This is a genomic window from Streptomyces sp. NPDC088252 (assembly GCF_044740965.1).
GTDB lineage: Bacteria > Actinomycetota > Actinomycetes > Streptomycetales > Streptomycetaceae > Streptomyces.
This window is the reverse complement of sequence record NZ_JBIURS010000009.1, coordinates 24,533-39,597: the sequence shown is the minus strand read 5'-3', so window position 1 is coordinate 39,597 and position 15,065 is coordinate 24,533. Positions and strand designations below refer to the sequence as shown.

The 15,065-nt window shown below is 67.5% G+C and carries 15 protein-coding genes and 2 pseudogenes; 3 read left to right on the top strand and 14 right to left on the bottom strand.

Going from position 1 to position 15,065, the window contains the following annotated elements:
- Positions 1-76 precede the first annotated feature (76 nt).
- Both ACIOHC_RS19845 and ACIOHC_RS19840 read left to right on the top strand, forming a co-directional pair.
- Positions 77-790 carry a TetR family transcriptional regulator gene (locus ACIOHC_RS19845; protein ID WP_351072863.1) on the top strand — a complete coding sequence of 238 codons (714 nt, stop codon included), beginning with the start codon at positions 77-79 and terminating at the stop codon, positions 788-790.
- Positions 791-865: 75 nt separating this feature from the next.
- Positions 866-1,318 (top strand): hypothetical protein, encoded by a 453-nt coding sequence (locus ACIOHC_RS19840; protein WP_365694306.1) that lies wholly within the window; start codon positions 866-868, stop codon positions 1,316-1,318.
- A gap of 54 nt (positions 1,319-1,372) precedes the next feature.
- Here the strand turns inward: ACIOHC_RS19840 and ACIOHC_RS19835 are convergent, their stop codons facing one another.
- The 11 genes and pseudogenes from ACIOHC_RS19835 to ACIOHC_RS19785 form a co-directional block, all read right to left on the bottom strand.
- Entirely contained in the window at positions 1,373-1,858 is a 486-nt protein-coding gene (locus tag ACIOHC_RS19835) for a hypothetical protein (protein WP_365694307.1), read from the bottom strand.
- A gap of 135 nt (positions 1,859-1,993) precedes the next feature.
- A complete protein-coding gene (locus ACIOHC_RS19830; RefSeq protein WP_351072868.1) occupies positions 1,994-2,677 on the bottom strand; it encodes a uracil-DNA glycosylase in 684 nt (227 codons plus the stop codon).
- Between the two features lie 88 nt (positions 2,678-2,765).
- Positions 2,766-4,346, bottom strand: coding sequence for an ABC transporter substrate-binding protein (locus tag ACIOHC_RS19825; RefSeq protein WP_351072870.1), 1,581 nt, complete (start codon positions 4,344-4,346; stop codon positions 2,766-2,768).
- Positions 4,347-4,464: 118 nt separating this feature from the next.
- Complete coding sequence (locus tag ACIOHC_RS19820) at positions 4,465-5,220, bottom strand: SDR family oxidoreductase (RefSeq protein ID WP_351072872.1); 756 nt, start codon at positions 5,218-5,220, stop codon at positions 4,465-4,467.
- Between the two features lie 20 nt (positions 5,221-5,240).
- Entirely contained in the window at positions 5,241-6,002 is a 762-nt protein-coding gene (gene fabG, locus ACIOHC_RS19815; RefSeq protein ID WP_351072873.1) for a 3-oxoacyl-ACP reductase FabG, read from the bottom strand.
- Between the two features lie 235 nt (positions 6,003-6,237).
- Positions 6,238-6,621: a DUF3037 domain-containing protein gene (locus ACIOHC_RS19810; protein WP_351072875.1), complete on the bottom strand. Its 384-nt coding sequence runs from the start codon at positions 6,619-6,621 to the stop codon at positions 6,238-6,240.
- Positions 6,618-7,472 carry a HipA family kinase gene (locus tag ACIOHC_RS19805; RefSeq protein WP_365694309.1) on the bottom strand — a complete coding sequence of 285 codons (855 nt, stop codon included), beginning with the start codon at positions 7,470-7,472 and terminating at the stop codon, positions 6,618-6,620. Before ACIOHC_RS19805 ends, ACIOHC_RS19810 begins: the two co-directional genes overlap by 4 nt.
- A 497-nt stretch (positions 7,473-7,969) precedes the next feature.
- Positions 7,970-8,203, bottom strand: a pseudogene (locus tag ACIOHC_RS19800) (hypothetical protein); the annotation flags it as partial.
- An 81-nt stretch (positions 8,204-8,284) separates the two neighbouring features.
- The gene (locus ACIOHC_RS19795; protein WP_401843335.1) at positions 8,285-9,019 is read right to left on the bottom strand and encodes an IS630 family transposase; all 735 of its coding nucleotides are present in this window, start codon (positions 9,017-9,019) and stop codon (positions 8,285-8,287) included.
- 21 nt (positions 9,020-9,040) lie between these two features.
- The gene (locus ACIOHC_RS19790; protein WP_401843333.1) at positions 9,041-9,271 is read right to left on the bottom strand and encodes a helix-turn-helix domain-containing protein; all 231 of its coding nucleotides are present in this window, start codon (positions 9,269-9,271) and stop codon (positions 9,041-9,043) included.
- A 640-nt stretch (positions 9,272-9,911) separates the two neighbouring features.
- The gene (locus ACIOHC_RS19785; protein ID WP_401843330.1) at positions 9,912-10,721 is read right to left on the bottom strand and encodes a transposase family protein; all 810 of its coding nucleotides are present in this window, start codon (positions 10,719-10,721) and stop codon (positions 9,912-9,914) included.
- Between the two features lie 384 nt (positions 10,722-11,105).
- On the opposite strand from ACIOHC_RS19785, the gene ACIOHC_RS19780 reads away from it, so the two are divergent.
- Positions 11,106-12,377 (top strand): MFS transporter, encoded by a 1,272-nt coding sequence (locus ACIOHC_RS19780; RefSeq protein ID WP_401843329.1) that lies wholly within the window; start codon positions 11,106-11,108, stop codon positions 12,375-12,377.
- 485 nt (positions 12,378-12,862) lie between these two features.
- Here ACIOHC_RS19780 and ACIOHC_RS19775 read toward each other — a convergent pair.
- From ACIOHC_RS19775 to ACIOHC_RS19765, 3 genes and pseudogenes are all read right to left on the bottom strand, one after another.
- Positions 12,863-13,138: pseudogene (locus ACIOHC_RS19775) on the bottom strand (helix-turn-helix domain-containing protein); the annotation flags it as partial.
- Between the two features lie 49 nt (positions 13,139-13,187).
- A complete protein-coding gene (locus ACIOHC_RS19770; protein WP_351086024.1) occupies positions 13,188-14,633 on the bottom strand; it encodes a sugar porter family MFS transporter in 1,446 nt (481 codons plus the stop codon).
- A gap of 40 nt (positions 14,634-14,673) precedes the next feature.
- Entirely contained in the window at positions 14,674-15,057 is a 384-nt protein-coding gene (locus ACIOHC_RS19765; RefSeq protein ID WP_351086023.1) for a sensory rhodopsin transducer, read from the bottom strand.
- Between the last annotated feature and the right edge of the window lie 8 nt (positions 15,058-15,065).

Here is a 15,065-nt window from a genome sequence, read left to right as displayed (position 1 = left end):
CCTCGATCCCGGGAACTACACCTGTAGTGACGCCTTCACCGTACTACAGGTGTAGTTAGAAAGGTAGATTGGCCCCATGGCCACACGCACCACCGGCACCTCCCGGGCCGACCTCATCACCGATGCCGCCCTCGCGCTCCTCGCCGAACGCGGGATGCGCGGGCTGACCCACCGAGCGGTGGACGAACGCGCCGGACTCCCCCAGGGCTCCACGTCCAATTTCGCGCGCACCCGGCAGTCCCTGCTGGAGGCGACGGTCCGGCGGCTGGCGGAGCGTGAGGCCCGGGTGCTCGCGCCCGGCGAACTTCCGGCTCCGGGCGGCGGACCGACCGACACCTCACGCACCGGCACGGGGCACGGCTCGGACGGCGGTACGACGCAGGGCCCGCGGCACGGCGCCGACGGAAACACGACGCAGGGGCCGCGCACCGATGCGCAAGCATTGATCGACGGTCTCGCGCTGGCCCTGCACCGCTATCTCACCCGCCATCCCGAACTACTGGTCTGCCGTTACGAGCTCGCCCTTGAGGCGACCCGGCGCCCGGAGCTGCGGGAGTTCTTCGACGCGACGGGACGGCAGTTCCGCGAGCCGCTGTCGGCGCTGATGACCGCGGCCGGATCGGCCGAGCCCGAGCGGCACACCCTGTCCCTGGTGGCCTGGTGCGAAGGGCTGATGTTCTCGTGTGCCGCGGGATCGTTCCACCGCTCGGTACCGACCGAGGAAGAACTGCGCGCCGGCTTCACCGAACTGCTGCGCGGAATGTTGGGTTCCGATTGGACGTTGCGCTGACCGGAGTCACTCGTGCGGGCCAATCAGCGCTTCCCGGCTCACTCCGAACCGGGTCCGCACAGCAGAGTTGCTCAGGTGCAACGAACCAGAATCACCGTGAAGCTCCTGGTCGGCGTCGCCGTCACGACGCTGTCCGGCTGTGTGTCCGTGGCCCCGCAGGCCGACGTTCCGGCCCGGCCCGGGAACAGCAGGCCCGGCCAGGACCTGGCGCCGCAGATCATGCCGCCACCCGCCCACGACAGACTGGAAGCCGTACCGGGCCCGCAGGCGTCCGTCTCCGCGTCCACCCCGACCACCGGCACATCGCCGGACACCCGGCGCGCCGCGCCCCACGCGCCGCGACAACGCAACCACCCAGAAGCGGCACGGCCCCGGCCGCGTCACGCCCCGCCCGCCGTGACCGCGCCCGCCCCGGCCCTGCCGGCCCCCGTCTCCGGGACGGACGTCTGCGCACTGGGGCGGGGGTACGGGCACTGGCCCTCGGGCAGCCCGCAGTCCCGCATCTGTGAGAACACCTACGGTCACTGAGCCCGGCAGGAGAGAGCCGGGTGGGTGGCCCGTCCGCCAGGGACGGGCCACCCCTCACAGCTCGCGCAGCCTCAGCTCCAGCCGCGCGATCGCCGCGCGGACCCCTCCCCCGTATCCGTCGTCCGCCCCGTCGTCCGCGAGCACATCGGAGGCGGCGCGCGCCCTGTCCAGATGGATCCGGGCCGCCTCGGGACGCTGGAGCTTCACATAGTCCGCCGCGAGATTGAGATGGAGCGAGGGGTAGAACGCCCGCACCGCGAGCGCGTCGGCATGTTGCGCCGCACGCTCGTCGGTCAGACTGTCAGCCGCGGTCAACGCCCGCAGGTCCCAAGCCAGTTCATCGCCGGGGTCGTCCTGCGTGTCGGCCATGTAGTGCGCGAGGGTACAGCGGTGCAGGGCATCACCGTCCTCGCCGATCTCCGACCAGAGGCCGCCGAAGCGATTGCGGGCCTCCTCCCGGTCACCGCCGTGCAGCAGCATGATCGCCTGGCCGATCCTGGTCATGACGGCGTCCCTCGACGCCTCCCGCTGCTCCGTCACCGCGGCCTCCCTGTTCCTGTCCACCCGTTCCCGATCGACGCTAGCCGCAGCCGCGGTCAATCCCGCAGAGGCTCGGGCGGGCGCCCCGGGTCTGTCCTCCGGGCGCCCGCCGTCGGCGGGGAGACGGCCCCGGCGTCAGCCCAGATCGGGGATGCGCCAGTCGATGGCCTGGTGCCCCTGCGCCGCCACCGCCTCGTTGATCTGTGTGAACGGACGGGAGCCGAAGAACTTCTTGGCGGAGAGCGGCGACGGGTGCGCGCCCTTCACCACCACATGCCGTTCCTCGTCGATCAGCGGGAGCTTCTTCTGGGCGTAGTTGCCCCAGAGCACGAAGACCGCCGGATCGGGCCGCGAGGCGACCGCGCGGATCACCGCGTCGGTGAACTTCTCCCAGCCCTTGCCCTTGTGCGAGTTGGCCTCGCCCGCGCGCACCGTCAGCACGGCGTTGAGCAGGAGCACGCCCTGCTCGGCCCACGGCATCAGATATCCGTTGTCCGGGACGGGCAGGCCGAGCTCCTCCTTCATTTCCTTGTAGATGTTCCGCAGGGAGGGCGGCGTCTTCACACCCGGCCGTACCGAGAAGCACAGGCCGTGCCCCTGCCCCTCGCCGTGGTAAGGGTCCTGACCGAGGACGAGGACCTTCACCTTGTCGTAGGGCGTGGCCTCCAGGGCGGCGAACACCTGGTCGCGCGGCGGATAGACCGGCCCCTTGGCCCGCTCCTCCTCGACGAACTCGGTGAGCTCCTTGAAATAGGGCTTCTGCAGCTCTTCGCCGAGGACGCCGCGCCACGACTCGGGCAGCAGGTCGGTGTCGGTCACGTCAACAACCTCCGGTAAGTAATACGTTCTTCACCCGAGAACCTACCGGGGGCCACTGACAACGGACCCCGCGAGCCCTGCCGCCGGCCTACCAGCTGGCCTTGCGGTACAGCTCCCACATCTGCATCACCGTCTGCGGGTCCAAGGCGCGCTCCCCGCCGCCGATGTCCTCGCCGGAGGCGACATACAGCTTGCCCTGCCACAGCGGCAACAGCCGTACGTCGTCGACCAGGATCTGCTGAGCCCGTTCGAACTGCTTGCTGACCGCTCCCCGGTCGCTCTCCTTGCGGGTCTGCGGCAGCAGCTGCTGGGTGATCTCGTTCTTCACGTACGGCATCCCGGTGATGCTGTCCTTGCCCACGAAGGGGGCGATGAAGTTGTCCGGGTCCGGGAAGTCCGGGAACCAGCCGCGGCCGAAGACGGGGTACTGGCCCTTGGTGAAGCCGTCCTGGAACTCCTTCCAGGGCTTGCTCCGCAGCGTGATCCGGAACAGCCCGGAGGCTTCCAGCTGACGCTTGAGCTCGTCGAACTCGGGTGCCGTGGAGGAGCCGTATCGGTCGGTCGTGAACCAGAGCGTCATTTCGACGGGCCCGGTGATACCGGCCTTGGCGAGGATCTGCTTCGCCTTGCCCTTGTCCGGTTCGCCGTAGGCGTCGAAGAAGCTGGTGGTGTGACCGGCGATGCCCTTGGGGACCATGGAGTACAGCGGCTCGGCGGTGCCCTGGTAGACCTTGGCCACCAGCGCGTCACGGTCGACGAGCTGGGCGATGGCCCGCCGTACGGCCACGTTCCCGGCAGCCGGGTCCTCGGGGTTGAAGACCAGGAATCGGATGTCCGCACCGACCGTCTCCACGATCTGCAGATTGCTGTCCGGGTCCTTGTTGTCCTCGAGATTGACGACCTCCTCGGCGGTGAGGCCTCGGTAGATCGCATCGATCTCCTTCTTCTTCAATGCCGCGACCACGGGCGCCGATTCCTTGAAGTACCGGATGGTCACGGCGTCGTTCTTACGGTTGGCGAAGCCCTCGTAGTCCGGGTTCTTCACCAGATCGGCCCGATTCCCCGGCTTGTACGAATCAAGCAGGTAGGGTCCGGAACCCGTGACCTTTCCATCGCTGCGGATCTTGTGCTTCGAATAGTCACTGGGCGCCACGAGCGACATCGCGGGAGTGGCGAGGATGAAGGGGAAGGTGGCGTCCGGCTTGGTCAGATGGAAGACGACGACGTCGTCCCCCCTGGTCTCGATCCGGTCGAGCGAACCGAGCATGCCGACGGGTCCGCCCTTGACCTTGATGTCCCTGATCCGGTCGATGGAGTACTTCACGGCCTCGGCATCGAGTTTGTCGCCATTGGAGAATTTCAGGCCCTTGCGGAGTGTGCACCGGTAGGCCGTGCTGCTGGTATCGGTGAACGTGCACGATTCCGCGGCATCGGGCTCGGGACTGGTGCTGCCCGTGGGAAAACTCACCAGGGTCTGGAAGACATTCCGCATCAGCTCCCAGGAGTTGTCCCACGCCGCCGCCGGATCGAGGGTGGAGGGCTCACTGGTCGTACCGACGACTATTTTCTGCGCCTCTTTCGAGCTGCCGTCGGAGAGAAGTCCGCAGCCTGCCAGCAGAGAAAGGGAAGCAAGGATTGCAGCGGCCTGCACACTGGCCCGGTAGAACACGTGAACGCTCCTCGATCAGCCATGGGTCGGCAGACCTTACCGCAGTGCCCCGTCGGGTCAATCCACAGGCCCGACAGGGCACTTGAGTCAATCAGGGCCAAAACCGCTCAGGCCGTGCTCAGCTCACGCCGGCATTCAGGAAGATCCCGCCGTCGACGACCAGGGTCTGTCCGGTGATCCATTCGGACTGGCTCGACGTGAGGAACGCGGCGGCGCCGCCGATGTCCTCGGGAGCGCCCAGTCGACCGAGCGGATAGGCGGCGGCAGCCTCCGCCTCACGGCCCTCGTACAGCGCCCGGGCGAACTTCGTCTTCACCACCGCGGGAGCGATCGCGTTGACCCGGACGACCGGCGCGAACTCATGCGCCAACTGGAGGGTCAGATTGACCATGGCGGCCTTGCTCATGCCGTACGCGCCGACGAACGGCGAGGCGGAGATCCCGGCGATCGAGGCGATGTTGACGATCGCCCCGCCGTTCTCCCTCTGCCAGGCCTTCCAGGTCTGCTGGGCGAATCCGAGCGCCGAGATCACATTGGTCTCGAACACCTTGCGGGCGACATTGAGATCGAGGTCCGCGATCGGACCGAAGACCGGATTCGTCCCCGCGTTGTTGACGAGGAAGTCGACCCGGCCGAACGCCTCCATGGTGCGCTCGACGGCCGCCGCCTGGTGCGCCTCGTCGTGGGCCTTGCCGGCCACGCCGATGACCCGGTCGGAGCCGAGCCGCTCGACGGCCTCCTTGAGCGCCTCCTCGCCGCGTCCGGTGATGCACACCCGGTCACCGCGGGCCACGAGCGCCTCCGCGACGCCGTAGCCGATGCCCCGGCTCGCGCCCGTGATGAGCGCGACCTTCCCGCTGTCCTGCACAGTCATGACGTGCGTCTCCCTTCGGATCAGTTGAGCGGTCCGCCGGCGACGTACATCACCTGGCCGGAGACGAAGCCCGCCGCGTCGCCCGTGAAGAAGGCGATGGCGTTGGCGATGTCCTCGGGACGGCCGACGCGCTGCACCGGGATCTGCGTGGCGGCAGCGGCCTGGAACTCCTCGAAGCCCATCCCGATGCGGGCCGCGGTCTGCGCGGTCATCTCGGTGACGATGAAGCCGGGAGCGACGGCGTTGGCGGTGATGCCGAACTTGCCGAGCTCCTTGGCGAGGGTCTTCGTGAAGCCCTGCAGACCGGCCTTGACGGCGGAGTAGTTGGCCTGACCGCGGTTGCCGAGCGCCGAGGAGGAGGAGAGCGAGACGATGCGGCCGAACCCGGCGTCCACCATGTGCTTCTGGACGGCCTTGGCCATCAGGAACGCGCCCTTGAGGTGCACGTTCATGACGGTGTCCCAGTCGGACTCGCTCATTTTGAAGAGCAGGTTGTCGCGGAGCACGCCCGCGTTGTTGACGAGGATCGTCGGAGCCCCGAGCTCGGCGGCGACCCGCGCGACCGCGGCTTCCACCTGGGCGCTGTCCGACACATCGCAGCCGACGGCGAGGGCGGCGCCCCCGGCGGCGGTGATCTTCTCGACGGTGTCCTTGCAGGCCGCCTCGTCGAGGTCGAGTACGGCGACGGCACGGCCCTCGGCCGCCAGGCGTACCGCGGTGGCGGCGCCAATGCCCCGCGCCGCTCCGGTCACGATGGCGACGCGCTGCTCGGTGGTGGACATGCTTGGTTCTCCTCGCCCTTGGATCGCCGCTCAGCGGACGTCGGGGCACCCCGGCACGCAATCTTCGTGTGCGCGGAACCTTCCCGATAGCTGAGCAACCGCTTAGTACCTTCAGCAGACGAGACGCTAGAAGCCCTGGCACCCGGTGTCAACGGCCCACGGCCACGGGGGTGCATGTCACACCCGACGGCGCCGCCGCCTCGATGGTCAGGCGCGGCGCCGCGGGGCTGGAGGATCAGCGGACGAGCAGCTCGAACAGCCGCGTGACCTCGGCTTCCGGGTCGTCCGTGAGGCCGCTGTGCACGGGGCTCGGCTGAATGACGGTGGAGCGCGGAGCGATCAGCCAGCGGAAACGGCGGCCGGCGTCGTCACCGGCCGCCTGGCCCGCGTCCGCACCACCGCGGCAGACTCCCTCCACCGCATGCAGGGCGGCCCGCACACCGACCACGTCGGCATTCGGATCCAGCGCCTTCAACTTGGCCTCGTCGAGATGGGTGCGGGCGGCGACGAACCCCCGCGCGCGGCAGTAGACGACCACGCCCGCGTTGAAGAACTCGCCGCGCTGCACCCGCGGCACCACGCGCAGCAGCGCGTACTCGAAGACATCGCGCTCACTCACCGCTGGCCGTCCTTGTCGTTCTTCTTGGTGGGGTGCGGCCACGGGGTGAGGTGCTCGGTGAGCCAGCCGGGGGCCTGGGAGGGCTTGGGTTCGGTGGGGGCCTCCATCGTGATCCGCTCGTGGATGGTCGCGGCGCGCGGCAGCAGCGCCGCCACGTAGGCGCGGCGCAGCTCGTCCGTGGAACCGAAGCCGGGCTCGTCCACCAGCCACTCGTCGGGGACGTCGGCCGTGACCTCGGTGAGCAGTTCCTCCGTGACCAGCGGAGCGAGCTCGGCGGCGGCCGCCGCGACATCGGGGGCGAAGGGGGCGAGCGCGTGGTCCGAGGCGTTGTACGGCTTGGCGGCGGAGGCCTGGGCTCCGGGCCAGTTGTGATGCCAGATCATGGTGGCACCGTGATCGATGAGCCACAGGTCGCCGTGCCAGATCAACATGTTCGGATTGCGCCAGGAACGGTCGACGTTGTTGATCAGTGCGTCGAACCAGACGACCCGTCCGGCTTCCTGGGAGTCCACCTGGTAGGCGAGCGAGTCGAAGCCGATCGATCCCGGCAGGAAGTCCATCCCCAGGTTGAGCCCGCCGCTGGCCTTCAGGAGTTCCTGCACCTCCTGGTCGGGCTCGGCGAGCCCGATGACCGGGTCGAGCTGGATCTGCACGAGATCGGGGACGCGCAGACCGAGCCGGCGGCCGAGCTGTCCGCAGATGACCTCCGCGACCAGGGTCTTGCGCCCCTGTCCGGCACCGGTGAATTTCATGACATACGTGCCCAGGTCGTCGGCCTCGACGATCCCGGGGAGCGATCCGCCCTCCCGCAGGGGTGTGACATAGCGGGTGGCAGTGACTTCGGTGAGCATTTCCCCAGGCTATATGGCTCATATCCCTGGAGATCCACGGACCGAGGTCAGGGCCGTACAGCCTGGGGAATCACTCCGATCACCCTGGCGAGAATCTGGGGAGTTTTGGCCGGCGACCCGCTTTCCGAGGAAACCGTCGATCACAGCCCGGCCCCGGTTCCCGGCCGGCATGAAGTGCACGTAGTAACCGAGCGTAATCGTGGGCGATGAGTGCCCCAACCGCTGGGCCAGGGTGACGACAGACTCGCCTGCCTGGTTAATCCCTCACATGCCTTTTCAGCTCTTCAGCCACGGACGGCGGCATGTCGACGACACGGGCCTTCCGAGACGTCGGAAGCGCGTAGTACAACTTCCCGTCGATCGTCTGAGTCTGTCGACGAACGTGGAGGACACCGCGTGCGTAGTCAATATCATCAGGACTCGGCCCGAAGACCTCCCCTTGCCGGAGACCACACCCCAGGCCAAGGACAACGGCGATCCAGTTCCGCTCATTGATCCCTCAGCTCCGGGCTCTCAGCGTCAGCCGGGCGGGACAGAACTGCCTCCGCCCGAGGCACTGGCAGCACCGTCTCGCCTTCGGAGTACTGAAACGTCCAGCCGCTCACGCTGACGAGGTCCAAAACCGCCTGCCAGTCCTCAACCGAGGCATCAGGAACAACCACGTCCGGCAGCGACCCCATCAAATCCGGGTCGAAGAAGCTCACTACGTCATCCCACAACAAGTCAGGCATCACGCCATGCTGCCCCGAACCTCACCAGAACGCAGCCCGATTCCCTTGACGAACCCCATATTGATCAGAAACTCATTGGGTTCACTCGTCGAGGACGTATCGGACGTGCGGGGCTTTGAAGTAGCCGGTGACGATGTGGGGCTGGCGCTGTCGGCGGTGGAAGAACCTGCGGGTTTCAGTGGCGAGTTCGGCCCGGTTCCTGGCCCGCTGGGTGTGGGGCAGGCTGCGTTCGAGGTCGGCGTTGACCAGCTCGTCGGGGTTCAGCTCGTTTGAGTACGGGGGCAGGAAGTGCAGCTCGATCTCGTCCTGGTGGTCGGCGAGCCAGGCCCGGACGGATTTCGAGCGGTGGGCCGAGTGCCGGTCGACGATCAGGTGGACCTTGTGGTCGAAGTGTCCGACGAGCCGGGCGAGGAAGTGGCCCATGACTTTCGCGTCGAACGACTCGGTGAAGACCATGACGTGCATCCGGCCGCGGGTGCTGATCGCGGACATCGCGTTTACGGAGAACCGGTTCCCGGTGCGGCGGACGACCGGCGTCCGCCCCTGCGCACCCCAGGTGCGGCCGGTGACCTGGTCCGAGCGGATGCCGACCCGGTCGGCGAAGAGGACTTCACCGTTCTCCGCCTTCGCCCTGGCCCGGATGGCCGGCCAGGTCTCCTCGTGCCAGAGACGGACCGCTTCCGGATCCTGCTGGAGGGCCCGTTTGTCTGGACGCTGGAAGGTCGGGCCCCAGCGCTTGACTTGCCCACGCCGGGCTCGGTGAAGCGGACTCGGTACAGCTTGAAGATCAGCTCGCCTATCTGCCCGCGTGTCCACAGCTGACCGGAAAGCCCCAGGTCAGGGGGTGTGATCGAGCACGTCCTGCCGGACGGCGGCCTGCTCGGCCTCGGACAGGACCTGGTGTTCCCCCACGCGACGACCTCGGGTGCGGGACAGCAGTGCGTCCCGTCCACCGGCCTGCCGCTTGGCCCACCAGTTGTCCACTGCCCTGGCCGGCACCTTGAACAGAGCGGCGACCTCTACCCGGTCCCGGCCCTCCACCAGCGCGGACACCGCAAGCAACCGCACAGCCTCCTGCGCGTCCGGCGACCAGGTCCGCGTATCCCCCACCAGATCACTCACACACCGTCAACGAGCCTGAACCCAAAGCGTTTCGGATCAATAGGTCCCCCTGCGCCGAGCCCAAAGAGGGCGGGTGAAGCGAAGCGGGCGGATCCAATAGCGGAATCCGACAGACGAGCCTCCCAAATAGGGACCTTGCCAGCAAGGCAGCCCAGTGTGGTGCGGGGTTGCGAATCAGTCGCAGCCCTGACCACACCGGAGTAACTGCATCATCTGACCTGGTGTTTTCCGGGACGTTGTACGTTGACATGGTCCCGGCGAAGGTTCCAGTCTTTTGGAGTTCTTTTCTGTCTGCCGTGGTCGGATGCCCGCCGACGGCCCTGCGTGGAATCCTCACGTCGCGGACCTATTGAGACGAAAGGAATGCGCCGGCGCCTGCACCGCTAATTCGTTACACAATCTCGTCGGCAAGGCCCTGGTCATTCCCGACCGGGTGGACGCACTCGGCCGTAACCGCCCTGCCACCTGCCGGGTCGAATACGGCAGCGGCGATGTGTACTTGCGGATGGCGGTGTGGGCGGCGTGGCCCGAGCAGACGGTGCGGCATCCGGTGTGCCCTGGCCGACTGAGGATTTCTCAGTGAAGATCACTTCCAGTGGCGGTTGAGGGCAGGGGCGGCGCGGGCTATGTCGCCGATACGGCTGGGGCTGAGGGTGACGCGCTTGAGCGTGCGCCAGCGTTCTTCGAGTTCGGCAGCGGTGCGCTCACCGAGGGCGCGGAGGTCTCTGACCAGGCAGTTCGTGGTGCGGGTGTCGGCGTCGAGGGCTTGTTCCGACTTCCGCTTCGGGCGGCGGACCGGGACGCGGATGCCGATGCCGGCGCCGACGTATCCCTCGTCGGCCAGGGTGGGCAGGCCGTCTGCGGCTGCCTTGTACAACGCGGGCAGGACGTGCAGCCGGGCGGCGGTGATGTCCGGGGTGGAGCCCGGCTCGACATCGGAGACCCACAGCGGGGTGCCGTCCGGGGCGGACAGGAACTGGACGTTGCCGCCGAAGCTCTTGTGTTTCTGGCCGAACCACAGGTCGTTGCCGTTGTCCCGGGTGCCGGCCAGGCGGTCGCTCTCGATGAGCATGCCGTCGAGGATCACGTGACTCATCTCCTCCTCGCGGCAACGGTCCAACACCTCGTGCAGATCGGGTGCTTGGGCCGCGAGGATGCCGATCCCCTCGTGCAGGTAGCGATAGCTGGTGGCCTGGGAGATGCCAGCGTCCCTGGCCAGGCAGTGCACGCAGCCCCGCTCACGGAACCAGCGCAGCACGAGGACCGCCTGCCGGAACGTGCCCAGTGCCCGCGAGCCCCGCGGGGTGCCCAGACGACGGCGATGCGCGGCAAGCAGCCGGGAGAGGTGTACCACGATGTGGCGCGGGACATCGAGCGTGGCAGCACAGGTGACCAACGTGAAGCCGCTGGTTCAGCGGACGATCTTGTGGTGAGAACCGTCCTACCAGGGGCTTCACGTCTCTCGACGATCGGGGCCCACCTGCCCCACCCGTCCCGGATCGAGCGGTTCACATAGCTCAGCGAAGATCATTTCTCAGTGACGAGGTCTGGGATTTCCCTGACTCACGCCTACGCCGGCTCCAAGATGTGCGCGACCGTTTCCAGAAGATGCACGCTACTGTTTCCAGCATGTGACGCCACCGCCGAGGATGGCCGGGGCGCCGGCAACGGTTCCCCGAGGATCGGCTCAATGTCCTGCGCGAAGTATGGACTGGAGGTTCCGGTCGACGGTGGAGGCCCCACACCAATGATCACCGGAGTCACCAGGGGATCCCGCAGCATGACCGGCACCACGGAGGCCCTTGGCGGGTCGGCTGCAGTCGACAATGCAGCACCAAGTGTCACGCGCCCGTTCTACGTATACGCCGTGCTCGCCAACTCGCTGTTCCAGCGTGGCGTATTCGTCCTCTTCCTTCAGCAGCGAGGCTTCTCCGCCGGGCAAGTGGCCCTCCTTCAGACACTGCTCTACCTGGTCAGCGGACTTGCGGAGTTGCCGACGGGAGTCATCGCCGACCGAATCGGCAGGCGTGCCAGCATTGTGATCGGCCAGGTGCTGATAGCTGGATGCCTGATCGGTCAGGTGACATCCTCCAACTACTGGGTGTTCCTGACGCTGTTCATCGGCCAGGGCGTGGGCATGGCATGTGTATCCGGTTCGGACACCGCCCTGCTGTACGACCTGCTCGTGCGTCGTGGTGCAACGGCCAGCTACGTCAAGATCAAGTCCCGGTTCACCATGCTCGGGACGGTCACCTCGGGAGCCGCCATCGTCCTCGGCGGCCAACTGCAGCAGTTTTCCTGGGGAATCGTCTACGTCGGTTCGGCGTCGTGCCTCGTCCTGGCCGTGGTGGTGCTGATGTCGCGGGTGCCCGAGATCCGCGGCGCGGACGCGGTGGACGAGCAGGAGGAAGCCGAGGAGGAGCACGGCGACGCCACAGCATGGCGGGCGATGCTTCGGGTAGCCACACCGGCGCTCGTGACGCTTGTCGTGGTGTCCGGATTGATGCATGCGACTTTGACGCCGTACATCATTCTTACGCAGAAGACCCTCTCCGATCAGGGAGCGGGCACCGCATTGGTCAGCGTGGTCATATCGGCGGGATTCTTCGTCGGCGGACTCACTCCCTTGCTGTCGGAGCGCGCGGACCGGCGCATCGGGTATCGGATGATAGTCCCGGTGTCTCTCCTGACGCTCGCCGCGGCACTCGCCCTGAGCGGCCTCGGCCTTGTCTGGGTCACCATCGCCGCGTTCCTGGCCCTGGTAGGAATTCCCGAGATCACCGCCGTGCTCGTGGACAACGCGTTCAACGAGGCAGTGTCGTCGCGCCACCGGGCGAGCCTGCTGTCGATGATCGCATTCGTGGAGTCGGCGCTCATCGGCACCGGCTATCTCGTCCTCGGCGCGCTCATGGACGGGATGGGCTCCAGTGTGGGCATGGCCACCTACGCCGCAGTCCCCCTGCTGGCATGTCTCCTGTGGCTCCCGGTGCTCTTCCGAGGGGCACGGGTGACCACCGAGATCAAGAAGCCCGCCGACCAAAAGGCATCCTGAAACAGACCATCTCGCGCAACGTCCTGCCCGATGGCAGAGGCGCTGCTCGTTGACATGTCGCTCCCGGTCAGCGACGGAACTGTCATCGCGACGATCAGCGCCGAACGGGATGGGAAGAATCGCGCCACTGAGAAAACCTCGCTGGCCCGGGGCGCGGTCGAGATACGAGACAAGGAGCAGTGCGGGAGGTCGTGGATGCCGTTGGTGGTTGGGCTGTTAGAACAGCGTGAGCTGGGTGCTCGCCGTCGCGTGGACGGGCTACGGGAGGATGCCGACCGTATCCAGGCCGAGTTGGCCGTGGCCGAGCCGGAATGGGAGTGGCTCACCGCCCGCTCGCGGGTCGGTGAGGTGCTGGGCCCCGGCGGGCGAGACCGGGCAGGACCACGCCCGGGCCGACCTGACCGCAACGGCTGCCGAGGAGCAGCCCGGAAAGACCGCGCAGGCGCCGGAGGCGGCGAAGGTGAACGGGTACCACGGCGCCTCGGTCAACGCGCGATGCCCACCGACCAGCGCCTCGAACTCCCCAGCAAGGTCACAGCGCCGCTTGGCGTCCGTGGCCCGGCCGGGCGGCGACCGCGCAGTGCTGCGCTGCTCACCGCAGTGGCAGGAAGTGACGGAGCCCCAGACCTTGCCGTGGGTGCGCAGCCACGTGTCAGCACGGTCAATCTGGCCAGATAGAGGCGCTCGAGGGTGGACATGATGCGGGAGGTGGTGGAGGAGCCGAGTCCGGTGAGTTGGGCGATGTCCGAGACGCGTACGGTCCGACGGGCTCGGCCGGCGGCCGGGGCGAAGAGAGGTCGCTGGCGCGTATTACTTCAGCGGGCTGGTCGCCGGCGTGGCGTCTTCCTGCATGTCCTCCAGCGAGCGCCCCTTCGTCTCGCTGACGAAGAAGAAGACGAGCAGCCACGAGAGCAGGGCCATGAATGCGTAGACCGCGTAGCTTCCTGCCAGAGAGAGGTCGCGCAGGCTCGGGAACGAGAAGTTGAGCAGGACACCGGCGAGCCAGTTGGCGGCGGCGCACGCCGACAGCGCGACGCCGCGTATGCGGTTGGGGAACATCTCGCCGAGAAGGACCCAGACGGCCGGACCCCAGGAAACTGCGAAGGCCACGACGAACACGTTTGCGCCGACGAGAGTGACCGGCCCCCAGACTCCGGACAGTGCGGGCTCGCCGTCTGCGGTGATGGTGGCGGTGGAAAAGCCCACCGCCACCGTGACGAGGCTCACGAATATGCCTGCTGATCCGGCGAGCAGCAGCCGACGGCGGCCCACCCTGTCGATGAGAAGAATCGCGACCACTGTCGCGATCACGTTCACGAAGGAGCTCAGTACCGACAGGGCGAACGCTGCCGACTCGTCGAAACCGACCGACTGCCACAGTGACGTGGAGTAGTAGAAGATGACGTCGACGCCGACGAGGGCTTGAAGGGCTGCGAGCCCGATCCCCACCCAGACGATGGGGAGGAGAACGTGCCGTCGATCAAGGAGGTCCTGGAAGCGGGCGGAGCGGTCGGTCCGCAGCGTCGCGGCCATGCGATCGGTCAGCGTGGCGGCTTCTTCGTCTGTGATGTCCTGGAGCCTTTGCAGCACGTCGCGCGCTTCGGCGGCTCGCCCGCGCGCGACGAGGAACCGCGGCGACTCGGGGACCGCGAGCGCGATAACCAGGTAGATGAGGGCCGGCACGATGCCTGCGATGAACATCCACCGCCACGCGGGGAGACCGAGGAACGTCTGCGCATCCGCGCCCTCGAGCGTGAGTGCGATCGAGCTGTCGGAGAGAAGAGCGGCGAAGATGCCGAGGACGATCGCCATCTGCTGCAGGGACGCAAGGCGGCCGCGCACGCTCGCCGGCGCGATCTCCGAGATGTAGAGCGGCCCGATCACCGTCGCGAATCCGACCCCGTAGCCGGTGAGCAGGCGCCAGATCGCGAGGTCCCAGAGGCCCTGTGCGAGGCCGCAGCCGATCGCGGCGACAAGGAAGACGGCGCCGGCGACCGCCATGGTGCGCGGGCGCCCGATGCGGTCGGCGAGCCAGCCGGCGCCGAACGAGCCGAGTGTGGCTCCCAGCAGGGTGACGGCGACGATGGTGCCGAGTCCGATGGAGTCGAGCCCGAAGTTGCTCTCGAGGGCGTTCACGGCGCCGTTGATCACGGCGGTGTCGAATCCGAAGAGGAAGCCGCCGATGGCGGCGGCCACCGCCATCGTGGCCACGCGGCGGGTCAGGCGGCCGCTCTCTCTGGGGTGTGAATGGGACATGGTGGGATCCTTGTCGATTGTGGATTGTCGACCACGCCGCTCACAGGGATGAGGGGTAGGCGATGGTGGACATCAGGGCGTTCTCCGCCTGTCGCGAGTCGAGACGGGTGTGCTGGACGACGATGGGGTGGTCGCTTCGGATCACGAGGCAGTAGTCGATCCCCGGAAGGATCGGCTCGGGGCCGCGGAGGTCGTTGATCCGCTGGTGGTGTGCGCGGCGTGCGGGAACGGTGAGCTCATAGGGTCCGGCCGGCTCGCGATCGGTGTAGAAGACCTCGATGGTGACGTGTGCGGGGTCGCCGCCGGCGTTGAGCATGCAGATGCTGTCATGGCTGGTCATTGCGGGTGCTGGTCCGGTGCTGCCCGGGGGGATGTAGCCGTCCGCGACTACCCATGTCGTGGTGCCGATCGCCTGAGTTGCCATGTGAGTCC

Excerpts from the sequence above, each read along its gene's own strand:
- ACIOHC_RS19845 (WP_351072863.1), top strand. The coding sequence starts at position 77 with ATGGCCACACGCACCACCGGCACCTCCCGGGCCGACCTCATCACCGAT.
- ACIOHC_RS19820 (WP_351072872.1), bottom strand. The coding sequence starts at position 5,220 with ATGACTGTGCAGGACAGCGGGAAGGTCGCGCTCATCACGGGCGCGAGC.
- fabG (WP_351072873.1), bottom strand. The coding sequence starts at position 6,002 with ATGTCCACCACCGAGCAGCGCGTCGCCATCGTGACCGGAGCGGCGCGG.
- ACIOHC_RS19805 (WP_365694309.1), bottom strand. The coding sequence starts at position 7,472 with ATGCTCACCGAAGTCACTGCCACCCGCTATGTCACACCCCTGCGGGAG.
- ACIOHC_RS19780 (WP_401843329.1), top strand. The coding sequence starts at position 11,106 with ATGACCGGCACCACGGAGGCCCTTGGCGGGTCGGCTGCAGTCGACAAT.
- ACIOHC_RS19770 (WP_351086024.1), bottom strand. The coding sequence starts at position 14,633 with ATGTCCCATTCACACCCCAGAGAGAGCGGCCGCCTGACCCGCCGCGTG.
- ACIOHC_RS19765 (WP_351086023.1), bottom strand. The coding sequence starts at position 15,057 with ATGGCAACTCAGGCGATCGGCACCACGACATGGGTAGTCGCGGACGGC.